At 68.8% G+C, this 20,590-nt stretch carries 19 protein-coding genes and 1 pseudogene; all 20 read right to left on the bottom strand.

Features of this window, described 5'->3' with window-relative positions:
* Positions 1-23 precede the first annotated feature (23 nt).
* Entirely contained in the window at positions 24-1,496 is a 1,473-nt protein-coding gene (gene der, locus ACI3KT_RS11780) for a ribosome biogenesis GTPase Der (protein WP_307299423.1), read from the bottom strand.
* 40 nt (positions 1,497-1,536) lie between these two features.
* Positions 1,537-2,223 carry a (d)CMP kinase gene (cmk, locus tag ACI3KT_RS11775; RefSeq protein ID WP_404904413.1) on the bottom strand — a complete coding sequence of 229 codons (687 nt, stop codon included), beginning with the start codon at positions 2,221-2,223 and terminating at the stop codon, positions 1,537-1,539.
* Positions 2,216-3,355, bottom strand: a complete 1,140-nt coding sequence (locus ACI3KT_RS11770) for a prephenate dehydrogenase (protein WP_404904411.1) — start codon at positions 3,353-3,355, stop codon at positions 2,216-2,218. Before ACI3KT_RS11770 ends, cmk begins: the two co-directional genes overlap by 8 nt.
* On the bottom strand, positions 3,352-4,140 hold the full coding sequence (locus ACI3KT_RS11765; RefSeq protein WP_404904409.1) for a pseudouridine synthase: 789 nt from the start codon (positions 4,138-4,140) through the stop codon (positions 3,352-3,354). Before ACI3KT_RS11765 ends, ACI3KT_RS11770 begins: the two co-directional genes overlap by 4 nt.
* Entirely contained in the window at positions 4,137-4,742 is a 606-nt protein-coding gene (gene scpB, locus ACI3KT_RS11760; RefSeq protein WP_404904407.1) for an SMC-Scp complex subunit ScpB, read from the bottom strand. Before scpB ends, ACI3KT_RS11765 begins: the two co-directional genes overlap by 4 nt.
* Positions 4,732-5,565 carry a segregation and condensation protein A gene (locus tag ACI3KT_RS11755; protein ID WP_404904655.1) on the bottom strand — a complete coding sequence of 278 codons (834 nt, stop codon included), beginning with the start codon at positions 5,563-5,565 and terminating at the stop codon, positions 4,732-4,734. The genes scpB and ACI3KT_RS11755 overlap by 11 nt, the downstream gene beginning before the upstream one ends.
* Positions 5,552-6,448, bottom strand: a complete 897-nt coding sequence (locus ACI3KT_RS11750) for a ParA family protein (RefSeq protein ID WP_404904406.1) — start codon at positions 6,446-6,448, stop codon at positions 5,552-5,554. Before ACI3KT_RS11750 ends, ACI3KT_RS11755 begins: the two co-directional genes overlap by 14 nt.
* 140 nt (positions 6,449-6,588) lie before the next feature.
* Positions 6,589-7,863 carry an ABC transporter permease gene (locus ACI3KT_RS11745; RefSeq protein ID WP_404904404.1) on the bottom strand — a complete coding sequence of 425 codons (1,275 nt, stop codon included), beginning with the start codon at positions 7,861-7,863 and terminating at the stop codon, positions 6,589-6,591.
* Entirely contained in the window at positions 7,860-8,576 is a 717-nt protein-coding gene (locus ACI3KT_RS11740; protein WP_292908455.1) for an ABC transporter ATP-binding protein, read from the bottom strand. The genes ACI3KT_RS11745 and ACI3KT_RS11740 overlap by 4 nt, the downstream gene beginning before the upstream one ends.
* Before the next feature lie 14 nt (positions 8,577-8,590).
* A complete protein-coding gene (locus ACI3KT_RS11735) occupies positions 8,591-10,207 on the bottom strand; it encodes a hypothetical protein (RefSeq protein WP_404904402.1) in 1,617 nt (538 codons plus the stop codon).
* A gap of 3 nt (positions 10,208-10,210) precedes the next feature.
* Entirely contained in the window at positions 10,211-11,227 is a 1,017-nt protein-coding gene (locus ACI3KT_RS11730; protein ID WP_404904400.1) for a hypothetical protein, read from the bottom strand.
* A 102-nt stretch (positions 11,228-11,329) separates the two neighbouring features.
* On the bottom strand, positions 11,330-12,232 hold the full coding sequence (xerD, locus tag ACI3KT_RS11725) for a site-specific tyrosine recombinase XerD (RefSeq protein ID WP_307297911.1): 903 nt from the start codon (positions 12,230-12,232) through the stop codon (positions 11,330-11,332).
* Between the two features lie 2 nt (positions 12,233-12,234).
* Positions 12,235-12,801, bottom strand: coding sequence for an NUDIX domain-containing protein (locus ACI3KT_RS11720; RefSeq protein ID WP_404904399.1), 567 nt, complete (start codon positions 12,799-12,801; stop codon positions 12,235-12,237).
* Positions 12,794-14,482 carry a CTP synthase gene (locus ACI3KT_RS11715; protein ID WP_404904397.1) on the bottom strand — a complete coding sequence of 563 codons (1,689 nt, stop codon included), beginning with the start codon at positions 14,480-14,482 and terminating at the stop codon, positions 12,794-12,796. Before ACI3KT_RS11715 ends, ACI3KT_RS11720 begins: the two co-directional genes overlap by 8 nt.
* Before the next feature lie 17 nt (positions 14,483-14,499).
* The gene (gene recN, locus ACI3KT_RS11710; RefSeq protein WP_404904396.1) at positions 14,500-16,191 is read right to left on the bottom strand and encodes a DNA repair protein RecN; all 1,692 of its coding nucleotides are present in this window, start codon (positions 16,189-16,191) and stop codon (positions 14,500-14,502) included.
* A complete protein-coding gene (locus ACI3KT_RS11705; protein WP_404904394.1) occupies positions 16,188-17,108 on the bottom strand; it encodes an NAD kinase in 921 nt (306 codons plus the stop codon). The genes recN and ACI3KT_RS11705 overlap by 4 nt, the downstream gene beginning before the upstream one ends.
* Positions 17,105-17,902: a TlyA family RNA methyltransferase gene (locus ACI3KT_RS11700; protein WP_307297915.1), complete on the bottom strand. Its 798-nt coding sequence runs from the start codon at positions 17,900-17,902 to the stop codon at positions 17,105-17,107. Before ACI3KT_RS11700 ends, ACI3KT_RS11705 begins: the two co-directional genes overlap by 4 nt.
* On the bottom strand, positions 17,899-18,075 hold the full coding sequence (locus ACI3KT_RS11695) for a hypothetical protein (protein ID WP_292908011.1): 177 nt from the start codon (positions 18,073-18,075) through the stop codon (positions 17,899-17,901). The genes ACI3KT_RS11700 and ACI3KT_RS11695 overlap by 4 nt, the downstream gene beginning before the upstream one ends.
* Positions 18,076-18,120: 45 nt before the next feature.
* Positions 18,121-19,158: an HAD-IIA family hydrolase gene (locus tag ACI3KT_RS11690; RefSeq protein ID WP_404904392.1), complete on the bottom strand. Its 1,038-nt coding sequence runs from the start codon at positions 19,156-19,158 to the stop codon at positions 18,121-18,123.
* Positions 19,158-20,590, bottom strand: a pseudogene (locus ACI3KT_RS11685) (hypothetical protein); the annotation flags it as partial. The gene ACI3KT_RS11690 and the pseudogene ACI3KT_RS11685, both read right to left, overlap by 1 nt.

Raw genomic sequence — 20,590 nt, 5'->3', positions numbered from 1 at the left:
ATTCCGACACAGAGCGGAACAGCTCAGCGCTGGCGCTTCTCGCGCACGCGCATGTTGATCACGATCGGCGTGCCTTCGAATTCGTACAGCTCGCGCAGGCGGCGCTGGATGAACCGGCGGTAGCCCGGGTCGAGGAAGCCAGTGGTGAAGAGCACGAACGTCGGCGGACGCGTCGATGCCTGCGTGCCGAAGAGGATGCGCGGCTGCTTGCCTCCACGCAGCGGGTGCGGGTGCTCGGCGACGAGCTCGGCGAGGAACGCGTTGAACTTGCCGGTCGGGATGCGGCGATCCCAGTTCTCCAGCGAGGTCTCGAGCGCCGGGACCAGCTTGTCGAGGTGACGGCCGGTCTTCGCCGAGATGTTCACGCGAGGAGCCCAGGCGACGTGCGCGAGGTCCTGCTCGATCTCTCGCTCGAGGTAGCGACGGCGATCCTGGTTTTCGAGGTCGTCATCGTTCAGACGGTCCCACTTGTTGAACGCGAGCACGAGCGAACGACCCGATTCCAGCACCAGATCGATGATGCGCACGTCCTGCTCGCTGATCGACTCGGAGACGTCGAGGACGACGACCGCGACCTCCGCCTTCTCGAGTGCGGCCGAGGTGCGCAGCGAGGCGTAGAAGTCGGCGCCCTGCGCCATGTGCACTCGTCGGCGGATGCCGGCGGTGTCGACGAAGCGCCACAGCTTGCCGCCGAGTTCGACGATCTCGTCGACCGGGTCGCGGGTGGTTCCCGCGAGGTCGTTCACGACGACGCGCTCCTCGCCTGCGGCCCTGTTCAGCAGCGACGACTTGCCGACGTTCGGGCGGCCGAGGATCGCGACGCGGCGCGGTCCGCCGATCTCCTGCTTGGCCACCGCAGAGATCTCCGGCAGCTTCTTCAGCAGGGTGTCGAGCAGGTCGGCGACGCCGCGACCGTGGATCGCGGAGACGGGATACGGCTCACCGAGGCCCAGGTTCCAGAGGGCGGCCGCCTCGGGCTCCTGGCGGGCGTCATCGATCTTGTTCGCGACGAGGAAGACAGGCTTGCCGCTCTTGCGCAGCAGCTTCACGACGTGCTCGTCGGTCGACGTCGCGCCCACCAGAGCGTCGACGACGAACAACACGACGTCGCAGAGCTCGATCGCCACCTCGGCCTGAGCCGCCACCGAGCGGTCGATGCCGCGGGCGTCGGGCTCCCAGCCTCCGGTGTCGACGAGCGTGAAGCGTCGGTCGTTCCACTCGGCCTTGTAGGTGACGCGGTCGCGCGTGACACCGGGGGTGTCCTCGACGACGGCCTCGCGGCGGCCGAGGATGCGGTTCACGAGCGCGGACTTGCCCACGTTCGGGCGCCCGACGATCGCCACCACGGGCAGGGCGGGCATGAACTGGATGCCGTCCTCGCCCATCGTGATGCCGGCGAGGAGCGCGGCGTCCTCATCGTCCAGGTCGTAGTCGGCGAGACCCGCTCGCAGTGTCTCGGCGCGCTGCTCGGCGAGCTGCTCGTCGAGCGCGTCCATCTTCTCTGCGAGGTGGTCAGGGCCGCCTTCGTATTCGTCGTCAGCCACGGGGTGCTCCTCGGAGTCGTTCGATCACCGTGAGTACGGCATCGATGGTCTGGGTGAAATCCAATTCGGTCGAATCGACGACCTCGACGCCTTCGGCGGCGTTCAGGAAGTCGACGACGGCGCTGTCGGAGGCGTCGCGCTTGTGCAGGGCGGCGGCCACCATCTCGGCGCTCTCGCCCGCGAGTTCGCCAGCACGGCGAGCGGCGCGCACCTCGGGGGCGGCGGTCAGCAGGATGCGCACGGGAGCGTCAGGGGCGACCACCGTGGTGATGTCGCGCCCTTCCACGACCACCGCGTCGTACGGGGCTTCCGCCACAAGGGTGCGGAAGAGCGCATTCACCTGCTCGCGCACGGCCGGCACGCGGGCCACGCCGCTGACGGCGCCGGAGACGCGAGGGTCACGGATCGCCTCGGTGACGTCGGCCTCGCCGACGCGCACCGTGCGGTCGTCGGGATCGAGGCCGAGACGCACGGGGAAGTCGGATGCCGCGGCAAGAACCGCGTCGGCATCCGCCGTGTCGGCGCCGCGGTCGAGCACGTGCCAGGCCAGCGCGCGATAGGCCGAGCCGGTGTCGAGGTAGCCGAAGCCGAGCTTGCGGGCCACCGCCTTGGACACGCTGGATTTGCCCGAGCCTGCAGGCCCGTCGATCGCTATGAAGTCTGTAGTGGTGTCAGTCATTCGTGTTCCCCGCGATCCGCCAGCCGCGTTCGGTGAGTCCGGTGATCGCCCCGTGCAGTGCGGCGGGGTCGACGCTGATCTCGGCGAGACCGAACTGCGCACCGGGTGAGTGCTCGAGGCGCAGATCCTCGACGTTCACACCCAGTTCGCCGAGTTCGCCGAACAGACGCCCGAGCTGGCCGGGGGTGTCGTCGACCATCACGACGAGGGACTCGAAGCGGCGGTTCTGGCCGTGCTTGCCCGGCAGACGCTCGACGCCGTCGTTGCCGTGGCGGATGGTCTCGGCGACAGCGCGCCGGGCGCCCGGGGCCTCGGGTGCGCGCAACGCCTCGGAGACGTCACGCAGATCGGCGGCGAGAGCATCGAGGATCTCCACCACGGGAGACGCGTTGGCGCCGAGTATCTGCACCCACAGTTCGGGTGCGGATGCCGCGATCCGCGTGGTGTCGCGCACGCCCTGGCCGGCCAGGCGCAAGGCGCCCTCTTCGGCCTCGGCGAGACGCCCCGCGAGCAGACTCGCGACCACCTGCGGAACGTGGGAGGTCAGCGCGACCGAGCGGTCGTGCTCCTCCGGCGTCATCTCCAGCGGCGTCGCACCGACGTCGAGGGCAAGGGCCTCGACGAGGGAGAGGTCGGCCGCTGAGGTCTCCTCATCACGGCACACCACCCACGGACGACCGATGAACAGATCGGCGCGTGCCGAGATCGCTCCCCCGCGTTCGCGGCCGGCGAGAGGGTGAGAGCCGATGTAGCGCCGCAGGTCGACTCCGCGTTCGCTCAGCGCTCGAAAGGGCTCGAGCTTCACGCTCGCGACATCAGTGACGACTGCATCCGGGTGATTCTCGAGTTCGTTCTGGATGACATCGGCAGTGACATCGGGCGGAACCGCCACGACGATCAGCACCGGCGCGTCGCCCGCCGCGGGTGCGCGACCGGCGCCGTAGTCGATCGCGAGGCGCTGCTGCGCAGGCGAGGTATCGGAGAGCACGACGTCGACGCCCTTCGCGCGCAGTGCATGACCGATGCTCGCGCCCAGCAGGCCGGTGCCGACGATGCGCACCGTGCCCGTGATCCGCGCGGCGACGGCGCCGGCAGCGCGGACCGCGCTGGGCGCACTGGTCGTGTCGGTCACTCTTTCTCCTGCTGCTCGCCGTCGCTCGTTCCGGCACGGGTATCACGGCGCGACAGAGTAAGAAGCGCGCCCAACTCGATTTTAGTCAGTTCCCGCGTCTTCCCCGCCGGGAGGGTTCCCAGGTGGAGCGGCCCGAACTGCCGACGCACGAGCTCGGTCACCGGGTGGCCGACCGCCGCCATCATGCGGCGAACGATGCGGTTGCGCCCGGAGTGCAGGGTGAGCTCGACGAGGCTCGACCCGCGCGAGGTGTCGAGCAGCCTCGCCTTGTCTGCCGTGATGGGTCCGTCTTCGAGCTCGATGCCCTTGGTCAGCTTCGAGATCGTCTGCGCCGTGACGGCGCCATCGACCTTCGCGATGTACACCTTCGTGACGCCGAACGAGGGGTGCGCGAGCACGTGCGCCAGATCGCCGTCGTTCGTGAGGAGCAGGAGACCGCTGGTCTCGGCATCCAGTCGGCCGACGTTGTACAGGCGCTCTTCGTAGTCCTCCGTGAACCGGCGGAGATCCGGCCGACCGCTCTCGTCGCGCATGCTGCTGACGACGCCGGTGGGCTTGTTGAGCATGACGTAGCGCTTCGAGACGTCGAGCTGCACGGCCGTGCCGTCGACGTCGACGAGATCGTTCTCGGGATCGATGCGTCTGCCGAGCTCGGAGACGACTTCGCCGTTCACCCGGATGCGCCCCTCGACGATGTAGTCCTCGATGACGCGACGCGACGCGACTCCCGCGGCGGAGAGCACCTTCTGCAGGCGGATGCCCTCGGGGGCTGAACTGTCGGTCATCGGACCACTCCTTCATCGAAACCATCGGCGCCGTCATCGAGAAGCGGCGAGATCGGGGGCAGCTCGTCTATCGAGTTGATCCCCAGGTGCTGCAGCAGCGCGTCGGTCGTGCCGTAGTTGATGGCGCCGGTCTCTGAGTCGGCGAACATCTCGGTGATCAGACCGCGGGCGAGCAGCGTGCGCACGACCGAATCGACGTTCACGGCACGGATAGAGGCTACCTGACTACGGGTCACCGGTTGTTTGTAGGCTATGACGGCGAGCGTCTCGAGCGCCGCCTGCGAGAGCCGGGCGGGCGCCTGACCGCCGATGAAATCGGCGACGAGGTCGTCGTGCTCGTCTCGCACGTACAGCCGCCAGCCTCCGCCGACCTCGCGCAGCTCGAACCCCCGGCGGGGGCCGCGGCCCACTCCGTCGTAGTCGGCGACGAGGGTCTCCAGGGTCTGCCTGACGGCGGCGACCGGAGCGCCCACGGCGGCCGCCAGCGCGACCAGCCCGATCGGCTCGTCGATGATGAGCAGGATCGCCTCGACCTTCTCGGTCAGCGGCGCCTCCACGGGTTCCCTCTGGGTCCCTGAGCTTGTCGAAGGGTCATCGGTCATAGTCGGCCCCCAGGGTCGCGAGAGATTCGTCCGACCAGTGGTCGGCTGACCAGCGCAGCGTCAGCTCGCCGAGCGGTTCGAGTTGTTCGAAGGAGAGCGCCGCGTGCCGATACAGCTCGAGCACCGAGATGAACCGTGCCACCACGATGCCCGGCTCGCTGATGCCTGCGACGAGCTCGCGGAAGCTCAGCGACTCGGCTCCGCGCAGGAGCGTCACGACGATCGCCGCCTGCTCGCGGATGCTGATGAGCGGAGCGTGCAGATGATCGAGACCGACATGCGGGATCTCCTTGGGCGCGAATGCCAGCATGGCAAGGGCGGCGAAGTCGGATGCGGTCAGCGACCAGACCAGCTCCGGCGTCTTCTTGCGATGCTTCTCGTCCAGGCGAACCGCCCGCGCGTGGCGACGGTCCTCCCGCTGCAGGCATCGCGAGAACCAGGCCGAGACCTCCTTGAACGCGCGGTACTGCAGCAGCCGGGCGAAGAGCAGATCGCGCGCTTCGAGCAGCGCGACGGCCTCGGCATCCACCAGCTCGCCCTGGGGAAGGAGGCCGGCGACCTTCATGTCGAGCAGGGTCGCGGCGACCACGAGGAACTCCGACGCCTGATCGAGCTCCCGATCACCGTCGAGTTCTTTCAGATACGAGATGAACTCGTTCGTCACCGCGCTGAGCGACACCTCGGTGATGTCCATCTCATGCTTGGAGATGAGATTCAGCAGCAGATCGAAGGGGCCGTCGAAGTTCGACAGCGAGACGCGGAAGCCGGAGGGCTCAGTGCCGTCTGCCGCCTCCGGCGTGGTGCCATCGCTACGCGACGGCACCACGGGCGACCAGCTCCCGAGCCAGACGCAGGTACGCCTGCGCGGCCGCGTGCTCGGGCGCGAACTCGGTGATGGGCACGCCCGACACCGAGGCATCGGGGAACTTCACGGTGCGACCGATCACAGTCTCAAGGACGTCGTCGCCGAATGCTTCGACCACGCGCTCGAGCACTTCGCGGGAGTGCAGCGTCCGCGGGTCGTACATGGTCGCGAGCAGGCCGTCGAGCTTGATGGAGGGATTCAGCCGGTCGCGCACCTTGTCGATCGTCTCGATGAGCAGCGCCACGCCCCGCAACGCGAAGAACTCGCACTCGAGCGGGATCAGCACGCCGTGCGCAGCGGTCAGCGCGTTGACGGTGAGCAGTCCGAGAGACGGTTGGCAGTCGATCAGGATGACGTCGTACTCCGCCGTCACCTGGCGCAGCACGCGCGACAGGATCGTCTCGCGTGCGACCTCGTTCACGAGGTGCACCTCGGCCGCCGAGAGATCGATGTTGGCCGGCATCACGTCGAGGCCCTCGACGCCGGTGTGCACGATCGCGTCGTGCGCATCGCGCTTGGTGTCCAGGAGCAGGTCGTACACCGTGGGCACGTCGTGGGTCTGGACGCCGAGGCCTGCCGACAGGGCGCCCTGCGGGTCGAAGTCGACCGCGAGGACCTTGCGCCCGTACTCGGCGAGGGCTGCTGCCAGGTTGATGGTCGACGTCGTCTTTCCGACGCCGCCCTTCTGGTTGCACAGAGCGATGATGCGAGCAGGGCCGTGCGACGTCAGCGGCTCAGGAGTCGCGAAACCCTGGTACGGCCGGCCGGTGGGTCCGATGGGTGTGTCGTCGGCCTTCTTCGCCTTCGCCTTCGCCTTGGACGATCCCACGTTCTCAACCACCGATTCTCCTGCTCCTTCGTGCTTGCTCGATTGTAGCGGCAGGCGAACGGCGAACCGGGCGGACGGACCCGGCGATCCTCTGATCCGCGCGAACGGGGTGGCTGGTCGGAGATCCGATGCCACCCCGTTCGTGCGAAGGGTCAGGCGCCGCGCAGCGCCGCGACCGGTTCGATGCGAGCAGCGCGTCGCGCCGGGTACCACCCCGAGCCCCAACCGACGAGGGCGCCCAGAAACGCCCCCGCGACGGCGATCAGCGGATCGGTCACGGGTGTCCATCCCTGCACGACCGCCACCGCGACGACCGCGAGCACTCCGAGGGCCGAGCCGATGAGCCCGCCGATGAAGCCGATCACGATCGACTCGACCATGAACTGGGCGCCGATCTGACGGCGGGTGGCCCCCAGTGCCCGCCGCAGGCCGATCTCGCCCACTCGCTCCATGACCCCGAGAAGAGTCACGTTCGCGATGCCGAGGCCTCCGGCGAGAAGGGCGATCACGCCGAGGATCAGGAACACCACGTTCACGTCGGCCTGCACGCTCTGGCTGAGGTCGGAGGAGCCCGACGGCGCCTGTGTCTTGAGGGTGTCGGGCGCATCGGGCTGCAGCGCCAGCACCGACTGCTCGGCGACCTGCGGCCCCGCGCCGACGACGATGCGGATGTCGAGCTCGGACGGGGCCGCAAGACCGAAGTCGGCTCGCGCCGCTCCCACCGGGATGACGACAGAGTCGAGCAGTTCGCTCTTGCGCTCGAATCCGTCGACGACGCCGATCACCGCGTACGCGACGCCGGCGACGAAGATCGAGGGCTGCGAATCCACACGGTTGATGCCCATCTCCTCCGCGAGTCGCGAGCCGACCACCGCGACCCGATCGGCCCTGCCGTCGTGCCCTGCGTCGAAGAACCGACCGGTGACGAGCTCCCCGCCAGCCGTGTCGAGCAGCTCGGGCGATGACGCGTACAGCCTCGGCGATGCGGTCGCGGGCGCCGAAGGGTCGTTCACGGGCACGGCAGTGATGGTCTCGTTCTCGGCGAGTTCGACCTCGCCCAGCAGGGTCGCACTCTCCACGCCGGCCAGCAGCGACACACGCTCCGGCGCGTCCCAGGGCAGTCGCCCCGCCGCGACGGTCTTCTTCGCCGAGCCGGAGTTCGCCTCCTCCGGAGTGACCACGACCTGCGTCGAGGCGGCGCCGTTGAACTGACTCGCGATCTGCGCCGCGGCGGTCTGCGCGAAGCCGATCGTCGCGACCAGTGAGGCGATGCCGAGCACGGTGCCCAGGATCGTCATCACGAGACGGGCTGGCCGCGAGCCGATGTCGGCGGTCGCCTCGGCCACGAGATCTTGGAAGGTGAACCGGTCGGCGTGCTTCAGGCCCGGTTTGGTGCGCGGCTTCCGGCGCCAGGAGGGGCGCTTCACAGCTCGCTCAATCGGCCGTCGGCGATGCGGATGCTCCGCCGCGCCCGCCGCGCGACGTTGTCGTCGTGGGTGATCACGATGAGCGTGAGGCCGTCGTCGTTCAGCTCCTCGAACAACGACATCACCTCTCCCGAGGTCCGCTGGTCGAGGTTGCCGGTCGGCTCATCGGCGAGCAGCAGCTTGGGGCCGCTCACCACGGCTCTCGCGACCGCGACGCGCTGACGCTCGCCACCGGAGAGAGAACTCGGGAAGAAGTCGACGCGGTGCGACAGCCCGACGCGGGCGAGGGCTTCGCGTGCGCGCGACTCGCGTTCGCGCCGAGGCACACCGCTGTACAGCATCGGCATCAGCACGTTGTCGAGGACGGTGCGGCGCGGCATCAGATGGAACGACTGGAAGACGAATCCGATGAACTTCGCCCGCACGGCCGCCCGCTCGTCGTCGGAGAGATCTCCCGTCAAGGAACCCGCCAGGCGGTACTCCCCCACGCTCGGACGATCGAGCAGGCCCAGGATGTTGAGCATCGTCGACTTTCCCGAGCCGCTGGGTCCGACGATCGAGATGTAGTCGCCCGCCCGTACCTGCAGCGTCGCCGCCTTCAGCGCCTGCACCTCGGGAGGGCCGGGGAATGACCTTGTCACGTCACGGAGCTCGACGACGAAGGCGTCGTCGGCAGCATCGGGCTCGGCATCCGTCCCCGTGGCGACCTCCACGGCCTGCGCGGCGGTCACCGTCCCACCACCACGAGGTCGCCCTCTTCGAGATCTCCGTCGACCGCGGTCACCTCCACGGCGCCCTTGGCCGCGAGTCCCGTCTTCACGACGACCGTGCGGGTCTTGGCATCCTTCCCTTCACGCGGATCGGATTCGACGATCTCGACGCGGGACTCCCCTCCAGGCCCTGCGGTGAGCGCGGCGAGCGGCACGGACAGGACATCGCCCTCCGTGGCCCCGACCGCGATCTGCACGCGGACGTTGTTGCCCTGCAGTTGCGTGATCTGCTCCGGCGTGAGCGGGTCGGGCTCGAAGAGCACGTCCCATCGTGCCTTGTTGTCCTTGCCCGGCTTGAGCTCGGAGATCACGGCGCGCTGCTGCGTGCCGTCGGGCAGTTCGAACGTGGCCTCGGCCCCGACCTTCAGCAGCCGCGCGTCCGCCTCGGCTGCCGCGCCCGTGAGCCGCACTGCGGCGCCGGAGACCGTCATGACCGATCCCTGAATCGTCGAGCCGCGCTTCACGTTCACGGCGTCGACACGGCGGGGCAACTCGGTGAGGAACAGCACCTCGCCCGCGGGCAGGTACGGCAGCACGGACTGACGGGCGCTCTCGAGCGCCTTGTTCGCCGCATCGACCTGCGATCGAGCGGAGTCGAGCGCCGCCTTCTCCGGGCCGGTGTTCTTGGCCGACCAGAGCTGGTCGCGTTCGAGCTTCGCGGTCTGCACATCCCACTCGGCCTGCTGGATGCTGGGGCACGGTGACTCCCCACCCGGCGTGCACGCCTTCGCTTCAGCGAGCGCCTGCTCGGCCTGCGCGACCTTGACGTCGGCCTGCCAGCTCTCCAGCTTCGTCGGACCGGCGCCGGCCGCGGTGAGCGCCTGCTGCGCCTGCGTGACGCTGCTCTGCGCGTCGCGCACGCCCTGCTCCGCACTGCGCACGGTCTCGTCGGCGCCCTCTTCCGGCGCAGGTGCCGGGTACCCCGCCTGGGCGTACAGCTGTCCGACCGCGTTCGCGGTCGCCTGATCGAACAGGTTCGAGGCGACGTCGCCCGCGTCGATTCCGACGCTGACGAGCGCCTGCTTGAGCTGCACGACGTCCGGCCCCGACACCCCGAAGCGGAGAGTGCGGTACGCAGGCAGTTCGCCCGGGAGCACGATGACCGGTCGGCCGACCACTTCGAGAGCGATCGACAGCGGGTTCAGGGTCGCTCCCACCTCGGGGACGGAGCCCGTGACGACGCTTCCGCCGCTGGTCGTGTCGATCGTCACGTCGACGGCATCGGCGTAGCCGACATCGGCTCGGAGAGTCACATCGTTGCTGAGCGAGCCGAACTCCACCGGCACCGTCACGAGCCCGGGGTCGGGAGCTTCCGATGCCTCGGCGGGCGCGATCAGGAACCGTCCCACGAGGAGTCCGGCGACCAGGCTGACCACCGCGCACAGCGCAACGATCCACAGCGTGCGATTGCCGCGGAGAATACGGCGCCAGCCGCTGACACGCGACATGTCGACGTCTGTGTCGGCGACGACGGGATCGGCCGAAACCGCGTCGTCCGGAGCCGTGCCATCGCCGGCGATGATCTCCGAGAAGTCGTCGGGCAGTTCAGTGGTGGGAGTCTCGTCGTCCTTCATGCGTCAGTTGCTCTGCTCGGCAGCGGCCTTGAACGCCTCGAGGTCGGCCTTGTTGTCCTTGATGAACTTCTCCTCCAGCGCGAACTGGATCTTCAGAGACTCCTCCATGTAGTTCGTCTTCTCCCGGCATCCGAGATCGACGAGCGCGAGAGCGATCTCCTTCTCGCCGAGCTCCTTCATCTCGGGGCTCTTGTTGGGATCCTCGACGGTCTCAGGATCGACCTCGGTCGTGCCGTCACCGTACGCGCTCTCGTAGAGCTTGTTCTGGGCGTCGGAGATCGACTGCTGCGCGTCCATCTGCGCCGTGAAGCCGGGTTCTCCGCCGTCGGCCATGCAATCGGCCCACTTCGTGTTGAGCTTCTTGTACTCCGGCGCATCCTGCGTCGTGCTCCAGAGCTCGCTCATCTTCTCGCGGAGCTCGGCGAACTCGTCCGACTGCCAGGGGTCATCGCCCTGGAGCTCGTGCTGCGCCCAGCCCTGGCATCCGGAGTCCTCCCAGTTGTACTCGTAGCTGCCGTCCTCGCTCACCTCGTCCTCTTCGGGCGGCACCCCGTACGCCGTCTCGTAGAACGCGGTGCGCTCCGACTCCGACAGCGAATCGAGGTACTCCTGGTTCGGGTCGACGTACTCCTCCCCCGGGGTACTCGCCCCCTCGGCGTTGTACGGGTTGTTCACGATGCCGTACCCGTACTTCTCGACCCATTCCTTCTTGTCAGGCTCCCACTTGATCTCGTCGTCGTCGCTGGCGACGACCATCCCGCCGTTCTGCACGTTCGGCTTGTACTCGAAGCCCTCCTTGGCCATGCATTCGGCCATGAGGTCCTCCTGCTTGCGCTGCTGCTCTTCGAACTGCTTCTGCTGTTCCTCCGGAGACAGGTCGCCGCCGTACGCGGAGCTCAGGTACTTGCTGAGGGGTGAATCCTCGTAGGTCAGTTCACCGCCTGTGCCCGCAGAGCATCCGGCAAGGGTGAGCGCCAGCGCAGATGCGGCGAGAACCGCAAGAGGACCGGTGGAACGCATGTCGTTACTCCTTCGTCGGCCCAGTCGAGAGGACCGGGGTGCATACCGAGAAAGCATAAATGACTTTTGCGAACCCGCGCGTCCCCCGAATGGGGGACATTTTCATACAGCGCGAGGATGAGACGTCGCGTAGATGTCCCGCAGGGTGTCCACGGACACGTGCGTGTAGATCTGCGTGGTCGCGACTGAGGCATGGCCGAGAAGCTCCTGCACCACGCGCACGTCGGCACCGCCCTGCAGCAGATGGGTCGCGAACGAGTGTCGCAGGGTGTGGGGCGAGATCTCGGCGGTGATCTGCGCTTTCTCCGCGGCGGCTCGGATCACCAGCCAGGCGCTCTGTCTCGACAGAGGAGCGCCGCGGGCACCGAGGAACAGTCGCGCCGATGCCCGTCCTTTCGCAGCGAGCCCGGGGCGCACTCGCGTCAGGTAGGCGTCGACCGCAGCTCTGGCATACGAGCCGATCGGCACGATGCGCTCCTTCGACCCCTTGCCTCGCAGCCGCAGAACATCGCCGTGCGCGAGGTCGTCGACGTCGAGACCGATCGCCTCCGAGACGCGGGCACCGCTCGCATACAGCAGCTCGAGCAGCGCTCTGTCGCGGATGCCGATCGGGTCCTCAGCCGACGGGGCGGTGAGCAGGCGCTCGACCTGATCGATTGTCAGGGCCTTCGGCAGCCGCCGGGGCGCCTTGGGCGGGCGGAGCCGGCCGGTGGGATCGTCCTGCTCGATGCCCTCGCGGGTCAGGAAGCGGTGCCAGCCGCGCACCGACGACTGCAGCCGGGCGAGGCTGGTCGCCGCCGGCGGAGGGCTCGCCGAGGAACGCTCCGCGATGAACCGACCGATGACGGCAGGAGTGATCTCCGACGTGTCCTCGACACCGGTCATCGCCAGCCACTCGACGTAGCCGCCGAGATCGTGCCGATACGCCGAGATCGTGTGCGCACTGAGACCACGCTCGATCGTGACATGACGCAGGTAGGCGTCGAGCGCACGCTCGAGCTGCACCGCTACTCCTTCGCGCGGCGCCGTGCGGCTGCGAGCACACCGATCGCGAGGATGCCGTTGCGCATCCGCCCTGCGAGCACAGCGTCGACGGCATCCGCCAGCGGCACCCATTCGAGACGGATGTCGGCCTCCTCGTCCTCGCGGTCGTGCACGGCTGCGGCCTGCTCGACGCCCGTCGCCAGGAAGATCTGGATCAGTTCGTCGTTGCCGCCAGGAGTGGTCCATGACGAGATCAGCTGCTCCCAGTGCGCGGCCACCAGGTCGGCCTCCTCGGCGAGCTCGCGCTGCGCGGCGAGAAGGGGCTCCTCCCCCGCGACGTCGAGCAGACCGGCAGGAAGCTCCCAGTCGCGATGACGGATCGGATGCCGGTACTGCTGGATCAGCAGGACACGGTCCTGATCGTCGATCGCGACGATCGCGACGGCGCCCGTGTGTTTGACGTACTGCCGCACCATCTCACCGTCGCCGTAGGAGACGCGGTCGGAGACCACATCCCACACGCGCCCTTGGAACACGAGATCGCTCTTCAGCACCTCGGGCGCGAACGGCTCGTCGCGCAGCTCAGTCATCTTCGCTGAACAGCTCGCTGGCGCGGTGCCGCTCGATGGCCGCGCCCACGAGGCCGCGGAACAGCGGGTGCGGGTCGGTCGGGCGCGAGCGCAGCTCGGGATGCGCCTGAGTGGCGATGTAATACGGGTGCACGTCGCGCGGAAGCTCGACGTACTCGACGAGATCGAGCTCGGGGTTCAGACCCGAGAAGACCAGCCCCGCGTCCGAGAGACGCGCACGGTAGGCGTTGTTGACCTCGTAACGGTGGCGGTGGCGCTCGGACGCTTCGGGAGTTCCGTACAGTTCACGCGCGAGGGATCCCTCGGCGAGAGCGGCCTGGTAGAGACCGAGGCGCATGGTGCCCCCGAGGTCTCCGCCGTCGAGGATCTCGACCTGCTCGGCCATGGTCGCGATGACCGGCTCAGTGGTCTCGGGATCGAACTCGGTCGACGAGGCGCCCGCGATGCCCGCGACGTCGCGCGCGTACTCGATGACCATGCACTGGAGGCCGAGGCACAGGCCCAGCGTCGGGATGCCCTGCTCGCGCGCGAACTTCAGCGCACCGAGCTTGCCCTCGATGCCGCGGATGCCGAAGCCGCCGGGGATGCAGATGCCGTCGAGCTGAGCCAGCTGCTCCTTGGCGCCTTCTGGCGTCTCGCACAGGTCGGAGGGGATCCAGCGGATGTTGACCTTGGTCTCCTGCGCGAAGCCGCCGGCCTTGATGGCCTCGGTCACCGACAGGTACGCGTCGGGCAGATCGATGTACTTGCCGACGAGACCGATCGTGACCTCGTGCTTCGGGTTGTGCACCGCGTGCAGCACCCGGTTCCAGCGGGTCCAGTCGACGTCGACGGCCTTCTCGGCGAGGCCGAGGCGACGGACGATGTACGAGTCGAGTCCCTGGTCGTTCAGCGTGGACGGGATGTCGTAGATGCTCGGCAGGTCGACCGTGTTGATCACGCCTTCGACATCCACGTCGCACATCAGCGCGATCTTGTTGCGGTTGCTCTCGCTCACCGGGCGATCGCTGCGCAGCACCAGGGCGTCGGGCTGGATGCCGAGCTGGCGGAGTGCCGCGACCGAGTGCTGGGTCGGCTTGGTCTTCTGCTCGCCGGAGGCGCCCATGAAGGGCACGAGCGAGACGTGCACGAAGAACACGCTGTCGCGGCCGAGCTCGTGACGAAGCTGACGGGCCGCCTCGAGGAACGGCTGCGACTCGATGTCGCCGACCGTTCCGCCGACCTCGGTGATGATGACGTCGGGCTTGGGCGTCTCGTCGGCCTGCAGGCGCATGCGGCGCTTGATCTCGTCGGTGATGTGCGGGATGACCTGCACCGTGTCGCCGAGGTACTCGCCGCGCCGCTCGCGGGCGATCACCTGCGAGTAGATCTGGCCGGTGGTCACGTTGGCGGCCTGCGACAGGTTGATGTCGAGGAAGCGCTCGTAGTGCCCGATGTCGAGGTCGGTCTCGGCGCCGTCGTCGGTGACGAACACCTCGCCATGCTGGAACGGGTTCATCGTGCCCGGATCGACGTTCAGATACGGGTCGAGCTTCTGCATCACGACGCGGAGTCCGCGGGCGGTGAGGAGGTTGCCGAGGCTTGCGGCGGTGAGCCCCTTGCCCAAAGACGAAACGACACCACCTGTCACGAAGATGTGCCTGGTCGTGTCGTTCTTGGGCCCCGCAGAAGAAGAGTTCATCACGGGCTTCGATCCTATCAGGAGGTGGGGGCGCCGAGGCTGAGAAGTTCTCGGGCGTGGGTGAGTGCGGCGTCGGAATCGGCCAGGCCGGACAGCAGTCGTGCCATCTCGGCCTCGCGCTCCGACCCCTCCAAGCGTCGCACGCTCGAGGCTGTGACCGCGCCGTCATTGGCCTTGACGACCGAGAGGTGGTTGCCGGCGAAGGCCGCCACCTGTGCGAGGTGGGTCACGGCGATGACCTGAGAGTTCTCGGCGAGCCGGGCGAGTCGTCGGCCGACTTCGATCGCTGCGGCGCCGCCGATGCCCGCGTCGACCTCGTCGAACACGAACGTCGGCACGGGATCGGTTCCCGCGATGACGACCTCGATCGCGAGCATGACGCGCGACAGCTCACCGCCCGAGGCGCCCTTCCCGACGGGACGGGGCTCCGCCCCCGGGTGGGGGGCCAACAGGATGGCCACGTCATCGCGACCGTGGGTGCTCTCAGCGCCAGGAGTCACCGAGACCTCGAGACGAGCATCCGGCATCGCCAGATCGCGCAGTTCCTCCGTCACCGCGGCGCCGAGGCGGGCTGCGGCGTCGGCTCGAGCGGCCGTCAGAGAGGCAGCGTGTGCGTCGAGCTCGGCGCGGGCCTCATCACGTTCAGCTTCGAGGCGGCCGAGCCTGTCGTCGTCGTCGTCGAGTTCCGCGAGCCGGAGAGAGCCGGTCTGCCAGAGTTCGAGAGCCTGATCGAGCGAGCCGTGAGCACGGCTCAGCACGCCCAAGGCGGCACGCCGCTCCTCGACAGCAGCGAGCTCGTGCGGGCCCGATTCGTCGAGGTCGGCGAGATAGGCGGAGAGCTGGCCCGCGATGTCGGCGACTCGGTAGCCGACATCGGCCAGAGCCTGGGCGATCTCGGTGAGGGCGGAATCGGACGCGCGTTCCAGAACGCGCCGGGCTTCGCCGAGCAGCGCCGAGACGTCGGGCTCGCCGTCTTCATTCGACAGTGCGCCGTGGGCGACGGATGCCGCGAGCCTGAGCTCTTCGGCGTTGGCGAGCCGCTCGGCACGTGCTGTGAGCTCTTCGTCTTCCCTCGGCTCGGGGGCGGTCGCCTCGATGAGCGCCAGCGCCTCGCGCAGTCGCGTGGCCTCCTCGGATCGTCGGTCGCGGTTCTGCGTGATGTCGGTGATCTCAGCGTCGAGAGCGCGCCAGCGCGTGAACGACTCGCCGTAGGCGGCGAGGGCGCTCGCGATCGGCGCACCGCCGAAGCGGTCGAGCGCGTCGCGCTGCGCCGTCGACGACTTCAGCCGCAGCTGCTCGGACTGCCCGTGGACGACGACGAGTTCTTCAGCGAGAGCCGACAGCACTCCCGCAGGGGCTGCTCGGCCGCCCACGCTCGCGCGGCTGCGCCCCTCGGCGCTGAGCGTGCGCGACACGTAGAGCTCGGCCGCACCTCCGCCGGCGGGCTCGAGCTCGCCGCCGGCATCCGTCACGATGTCCGCCACCGTGCCCTGCTCGGGCACGATCCAGACACCGGCGACCGAAGCCTGACCCGCGCCCGCTCGCACGGCGCCCGAGTCGGCCCGCTGCCCAAGCAGCAGGCCGAGCCCTGTGACCACCATCGTCTTGCCTGCGCCGGTCTCACCAGTGATCGCAGTGAAACCCGGGCCGAGCGGCAGCACGGCATCGGCGATCACGCCGAGGCCCTGCATCCGCATCTCTTCGATCATGACTGCGCTCCCGCACTCTGACCCCGCCACCCCGCGACGGGGAGCTGGAACTTGCGCACCAGCCGGTTGGTGAACTCCGCCTGATGCAGGCGGGCGAGCCGTACCGGCCGCGACGAACGACGCACGACGACACGGGCGCCCGGCGGCAGATCGTGCGATCGGCGGCCGTCGCACCACAGGATGCCCGCGCCCGATGTGCCTTCGAGCATCTCGATCGCCACGGCGGCGTCAGGACTCACCACCAGCGGCTTGGCGAACAGCGCGTGTGCCGACAGCGGCACGACGGCGATCGCCTCGACGCTCGGCCAGATCACCGGTCCGCCCGCGGAGAAGTTGTACGCGGTCGACCCGGTCGGCGTCGAGACCACCATGCCGTCGCAGCCGAAGCTCGACAACGGCAGGCCGTCGATCTCGAGGACCACCTCGATCATCCGCTCACGGCTCGCCTTCTCGACTGTCGCCTCGTTGAGCGCCCACGTCTCGAAGATAACTGCACCGCTGCTGTCCTTGACGCGCACCGACAGAGCCAGGCGCTCCTCGACGTCGTAGTCGCGCTCGATGACACGGCGGACCGCGGCATCCATGTCGTCGCGATCGATCTCGGCGAGAAAGCCGACATGTCCCATGTTGATGCCGAGGACGGGGGCTTCGCAGCCCCGCACCAGCTCTGCTGCCCGAAGGATCGTGCCGTCGCCACCGAGGACGATCGCGAGTTCGAGCTCGGACTGGTCCACCGTCTCTCCCAGCACATCGACATCCGCGAACATCGGGTCGACGGCGGCAAGCTCCGCACGGTCGTCTGCCGCGAGCACGGGACGGGCTCCCGCCTCTCGCAACGCGTCGACCACGCGACGCGCCGCGTCGACTGTATCCGCGCGGCCGGCGTGCGCCACCACCAGGATGTTGCGCTCGTTCATCGGCTCCCTGCCAGTGCGTTGATACGGTCTGACCATTCTGACGGATCGCTGCCGCGGCCGGGCGCGAGATGCACGAGGTACTCGGTGTTGCCGTGCGTGCCGAGGATCGGCGACGGCAGGATGCCGAGCATGCCGAGACCGTCGTCCCAGGCGCTCCAGACCGTGCGGGCGACGGCATCCGCTCTCGTGGCGGGGTCGGTGACCAGTCCACCGCGCACAGCGGTGCGTCCGACCTCGAACTGCGGCTTCACGAGGAGAACGATGTCGGCGTCAGGTGCGGCGACGCCCGCGACCGCGGGCAGGACGAGTTCGAGGGAGATGAAGGAGAGGTCGCCGACCACGAGGTCGGGCGCCACGCCTTCTCCGGTGGCGGCCGCGAGGTTCTCCGAAGTCATATGCCGCACGTTGTAGCCCTCGACGAGGACCACGCCCGGGTCGGCGGCCACGGATGCTGCCAGCTGGCCATGGCCGACGTCGACCGCCAGCACGCGTCGCGCGCCCCGTTCACGCAGCACCTGCGTGAACCCGCCGGTGGATGCGCCCATGTCCAGCGCGAGCCGATCCTGCACCGGGATGCCGAATCCGTCGAGGGCGGCGATGAGCTTGTGCGCCGCGCGTCCGACGTAGTGGTCGGCGCCCGCGACAGTGATCTCCGCGCCCTCGTCGACCGGCGCGGACGCCTTGACGACGGGACGCCCGTCGACGCTGACCAGTCCGTCGGCGATCAGGGTCGCTGCGTGAGAGCGCGAGCGCGCGAGACCTCGCGCGGCGAGGGCGGCGTCGAGGCGCGTCATCGTGATGCCGGGGCCTCGCGGTGCTCGAGCTTGACGCCGCTCTCGAGGCGCCGGGAGAGGTCGTCGTGCAGAGCCGAGTAGGCCGCGGCCCGATCAGTGAGGGGCTGTCCCTCGATCAGGCGCAGGCGGCTCCACAGGCCATCGGTCGGCGCAGTCGTCGTCTCATCGCTCACGCTTCCTACTGTACGCGGGGCGACCGACGGTGCACCGTCGCCACGTCAGGGTCTGTGGAAAGGATCGTCGTACAGGCGTTCCGGGACCCGGAGCACGAACACCGGCGTGCCGGAGGCCCAGATCGCCGAGGCGCCCGCGCGGAGCAGATCGATCTGCGAGTCCCCCTCGGCGACGATCTCGACGTCACCGCCGGCGACTCGAACGCCCGCCTGGTTGACCCAGTGCACGTCATCTTTCTGCGTCACCGAGGGATAGGGCTGGTGCAGTTCGCGCAGATCGCTGAGGATGTAGGTCGGCCGGGAGCCCTCGGGGGCGGCCAGGACGTGCTTGGGCCGGTCGATACCCGTAAGGACCAGAGCGGAATCGATGCCCGCCCGCACAGCGCCGAGGATGTCGGTGTCGAGACGGTCGCCGATGAACAGCGTGTTCTTGGCATCGAAGCGCGCCTTGGCCTCTTCGAAGATCGGCACCTCGGGCTTGCCTGCGACGGTCGCCAGACGGCCGATCGCCGTGTGCACGGCAGAGACGAGCGTTCCGTTGCCTGGTGCGACACCGCGTTCGCGCGGAATCGTCCAGTCGGTGTTGGTGGCGATCCACGGGATGCCGCCCTCGTCCTCGGGAACCTTCAGAGCGAAGGCGGCTTCTGCGAGATCCGTCCAGGCGACTTCCGGAGCGAACCCCTGGACCACGGCGGCCGGGGAGTCCTCCGCGCTGCGTGTGGGCGTGTAACCGGCCTTCTGCAGTTCGTCGATCAGGCCGTCACCACCGACGACCAGGATGGTCGCCGGGGCCGGGACCATCTCGCTGAGAAGGCGCATGGCAGCCTGAGGGCTGGTCACCACATCGGATGCCGCCACCGTGAGACCCAGGCCCGTGAGATGTTCGGCGACCGAGGCGTCGGTACGGGACGCGTTGTTGGTGATGTAACCGAGGCGTGCGTTCTCCGCTGCCTGATTCAGGCTCTCGACCGCATAGGGCAGCGCGCCGGGGCCCGCATACACGACGCCGTCGAGGTCGGCGAGCACGGTGTCGATGCCTTCGAGCGGAGTCCTCGACGCGGACTTCTTCGAGAAGAGCCCCATCAGGCGCTCTGGTCGGAGTCGTCCGCGGTGCCGTCCTCATCTTCGCCGAGAAGCTCGCGCACCTCGTCTTCGACGGACGGCTCTGCCTCTTCAGCCGTGTCCTCGACGGGCTCGCCTTCGGAGTCGGCGGGCTCTTCGGCGTCGTCGTCCGAGCCGGCGGGCTCTTCGGCGTCGTCCTGCTCGTCGTCGTCACCGTCGTCATCGACAGATGCCGCCTCACCCGCATCGCCGCGTTCCTCGTCGCCCGAGAACTCGTCATCCTCGATCAGACCGTCCTCGACGAAGATCTCCTCGTCGCCGGCCTCATCGATGCCCAGAGCTTCGGCAGCGACCTCCGCGCGCTTCTCCCAGAACTCGGCTTCGTCGGCGCGACCGAGGTCCTCGAGCACGGCGGCACGAGCCGAGAACAGAGCCGGGCTCCACTCGAAGGCGCGATCAGGGTCGAGTTCGGGGATCTCGAGTTCGCCGAGTGCGAGCTCAAGGTCGCCCTGGTCGAGCCGGGCACCGGACATGGCAATCGCGAGAGCGACACGCACCGGTGTGCTGAGCGTGGACTTGTCGACGGCGCGACCGGTCTCGAGGGCGCGGTCAGGCCGACCGATGCCCCGCTCGCTGTCGACCATGAGCGCGATCTGGTCGTCGTTGCCCGAGATGCGGCGATACGTGCGCAGCTCGCGAAGAGCGAGGGCGAAGTCCTCCGTCGCGTAAGCGGTGATGCCCAACGTCTCACGCACGATCGCGATGCGTCCGGCGCTGCGAGAGGCGGCGAGAGCATGCTCGTGCGCGAGCTGCGGGTCTTCGTCGATCAGGCGGGACGCCATCGCCAGGTGGCGGGCGACGCGCTCGGCGTTCTCCTTGCTCAGCGTCTTCAGCTCATTGCGAGCAGACGGATGCAGGTCGCGTGCCGTGACATCGTCGGGAACGATGGGGTCGTTGTGGCGGGGACGATCGACATCGGCGACGGCGGAGCGCTCGCGACCCGCTCCCCCGCGCTGCGGGTACGAACGGTTGCTGCGCTCACGATCGCCGCCGTCGCGGTTGTAGCCGCCTTCGCGGCGCGGGGCGCCACCGTCACGGTTGTACCCGCCCTCGCGGCGCGGGGCGCCACCGTCACGGTTGTACCCGCCCTCGCGGCGCGGGGCGCCACCGTCACGGTTGTACCCGCCCTCGCGGCGCGGAGCAGCACCGTCACGGTTGTACCCGCCCTCGCGGCGCGGGGCGCCACCGTCACGGTTGTACCCGCCCTCGCGGCGCGGAGCAGCACCGTCACGGTTGTACCCGCCCTCGCGGCGCGGAGCAGCACCATCACGGTTGTACCCGCCCTCGCGGCGCGGAGCAGCACCGTCACGGTTGTACCCGCCCTCGCGGCGCGGGGCGCCACCGTCACGGTTGTACCCGCCCTCGCGGCGCGGAGCAGCACCGTCACGGTTGT

The organism is Microbacterium sp. ZW T6_19, from assembly GCF_044987465.1.
Classification (GTDB): domain Bacteria; phylum Actinomycetota; class Actinomycetes; order Actinomycetales; family Microbacteriaceae; genus Microbacterium; species Microbacterium natoriense_A.
Note: the sequence above shows the minus strand (reverse complement) of the source record. Positions and strands in the feature narration are given on the sequence as shown.

Coding starts and splice junctions, on each gene's coding strand:
- der (WP_307299423.1), bottom strand. CDS start 1,496: ATGGACGCGCTCGACGAGCAGCTCGCCGAGCAGCGCGCCGAGACACTG.
- cmk (WP_404904413.1), bottom strand. CDS start 2,223: ATGACTGACACCACTACAGACTTCATAGCGATCGACGGGCCTGCAGGC.
- ACI3KT_RS11765 (WP_404904409.1), bottom strand. CDS start 4,140: ATGACCGACAGTTCAGCCCCCGAGGGCATCCGCCTGCAGAAGGTGCTC.
- scpB (WP_404904407.1), bottom strand. CDS start 4,742: ATGACCGATGACCCTTCGACAAGCTCAGGGACCCAGAGGGAACCCGTG.
- ACI3KT_RS11735 (WP_404904402.1), bottom strand. CDS start 10,207: ATGAAGGACGACGAGACTCCCACCACTGAACTGCCCGACGACTTCTCG.
- ACI3KT_RS11730 (WP_404904400.1), bottom strand. CDS start 11,227: ATGCGTTCCACCGGTCCTCTTGCGGTTCTCGCCGCATCTGCGCTGGCG.
- ACI3KT_RS11720 (WP_404904399.1), bottom strand. CDS start 12,801: ATGACTGAGCTGCGCGACGAGCCGTTCGCGCCCGAGGTGCTGAAGAGC.
- ACI3KT_RS11715 (WP_404904397.1), bottom strand. CDS start 14,482: ATGAACTCTTCTTCTGCGGGGCCCAAGAACGACACGACCAGGCACATC.
- recN (WP_404904396.1), bottom strand. CDS start 16,191: ATGATCGAAGAGATGCGGATGCAGGGCCTCGGCGTGATCGCCGATGCC.
- ACI3KT_RS11705 (WP_404904394.1), bottom strand. CDS start 17,108: ATGAACGAGCGCAACATCCTGGTGGTGGCGCACGCCGGCCGCGCGGAT.
- ACI3KT_RS11700 (WP_307297915.1), bottom strand. CDS start 17,902: ATGACGCGCCTCGACGCCGCCCTCGCCGCGCGAGGTCTCGCGCGCTCG.
- ACI3KT_RS11690 (WP_404904392.1), bottom strand. CDS start 19,158: ATGGGGCTCTTCTCGAAGAAGTCCGCGTCGAGGACTCCGCTCGAAGGC.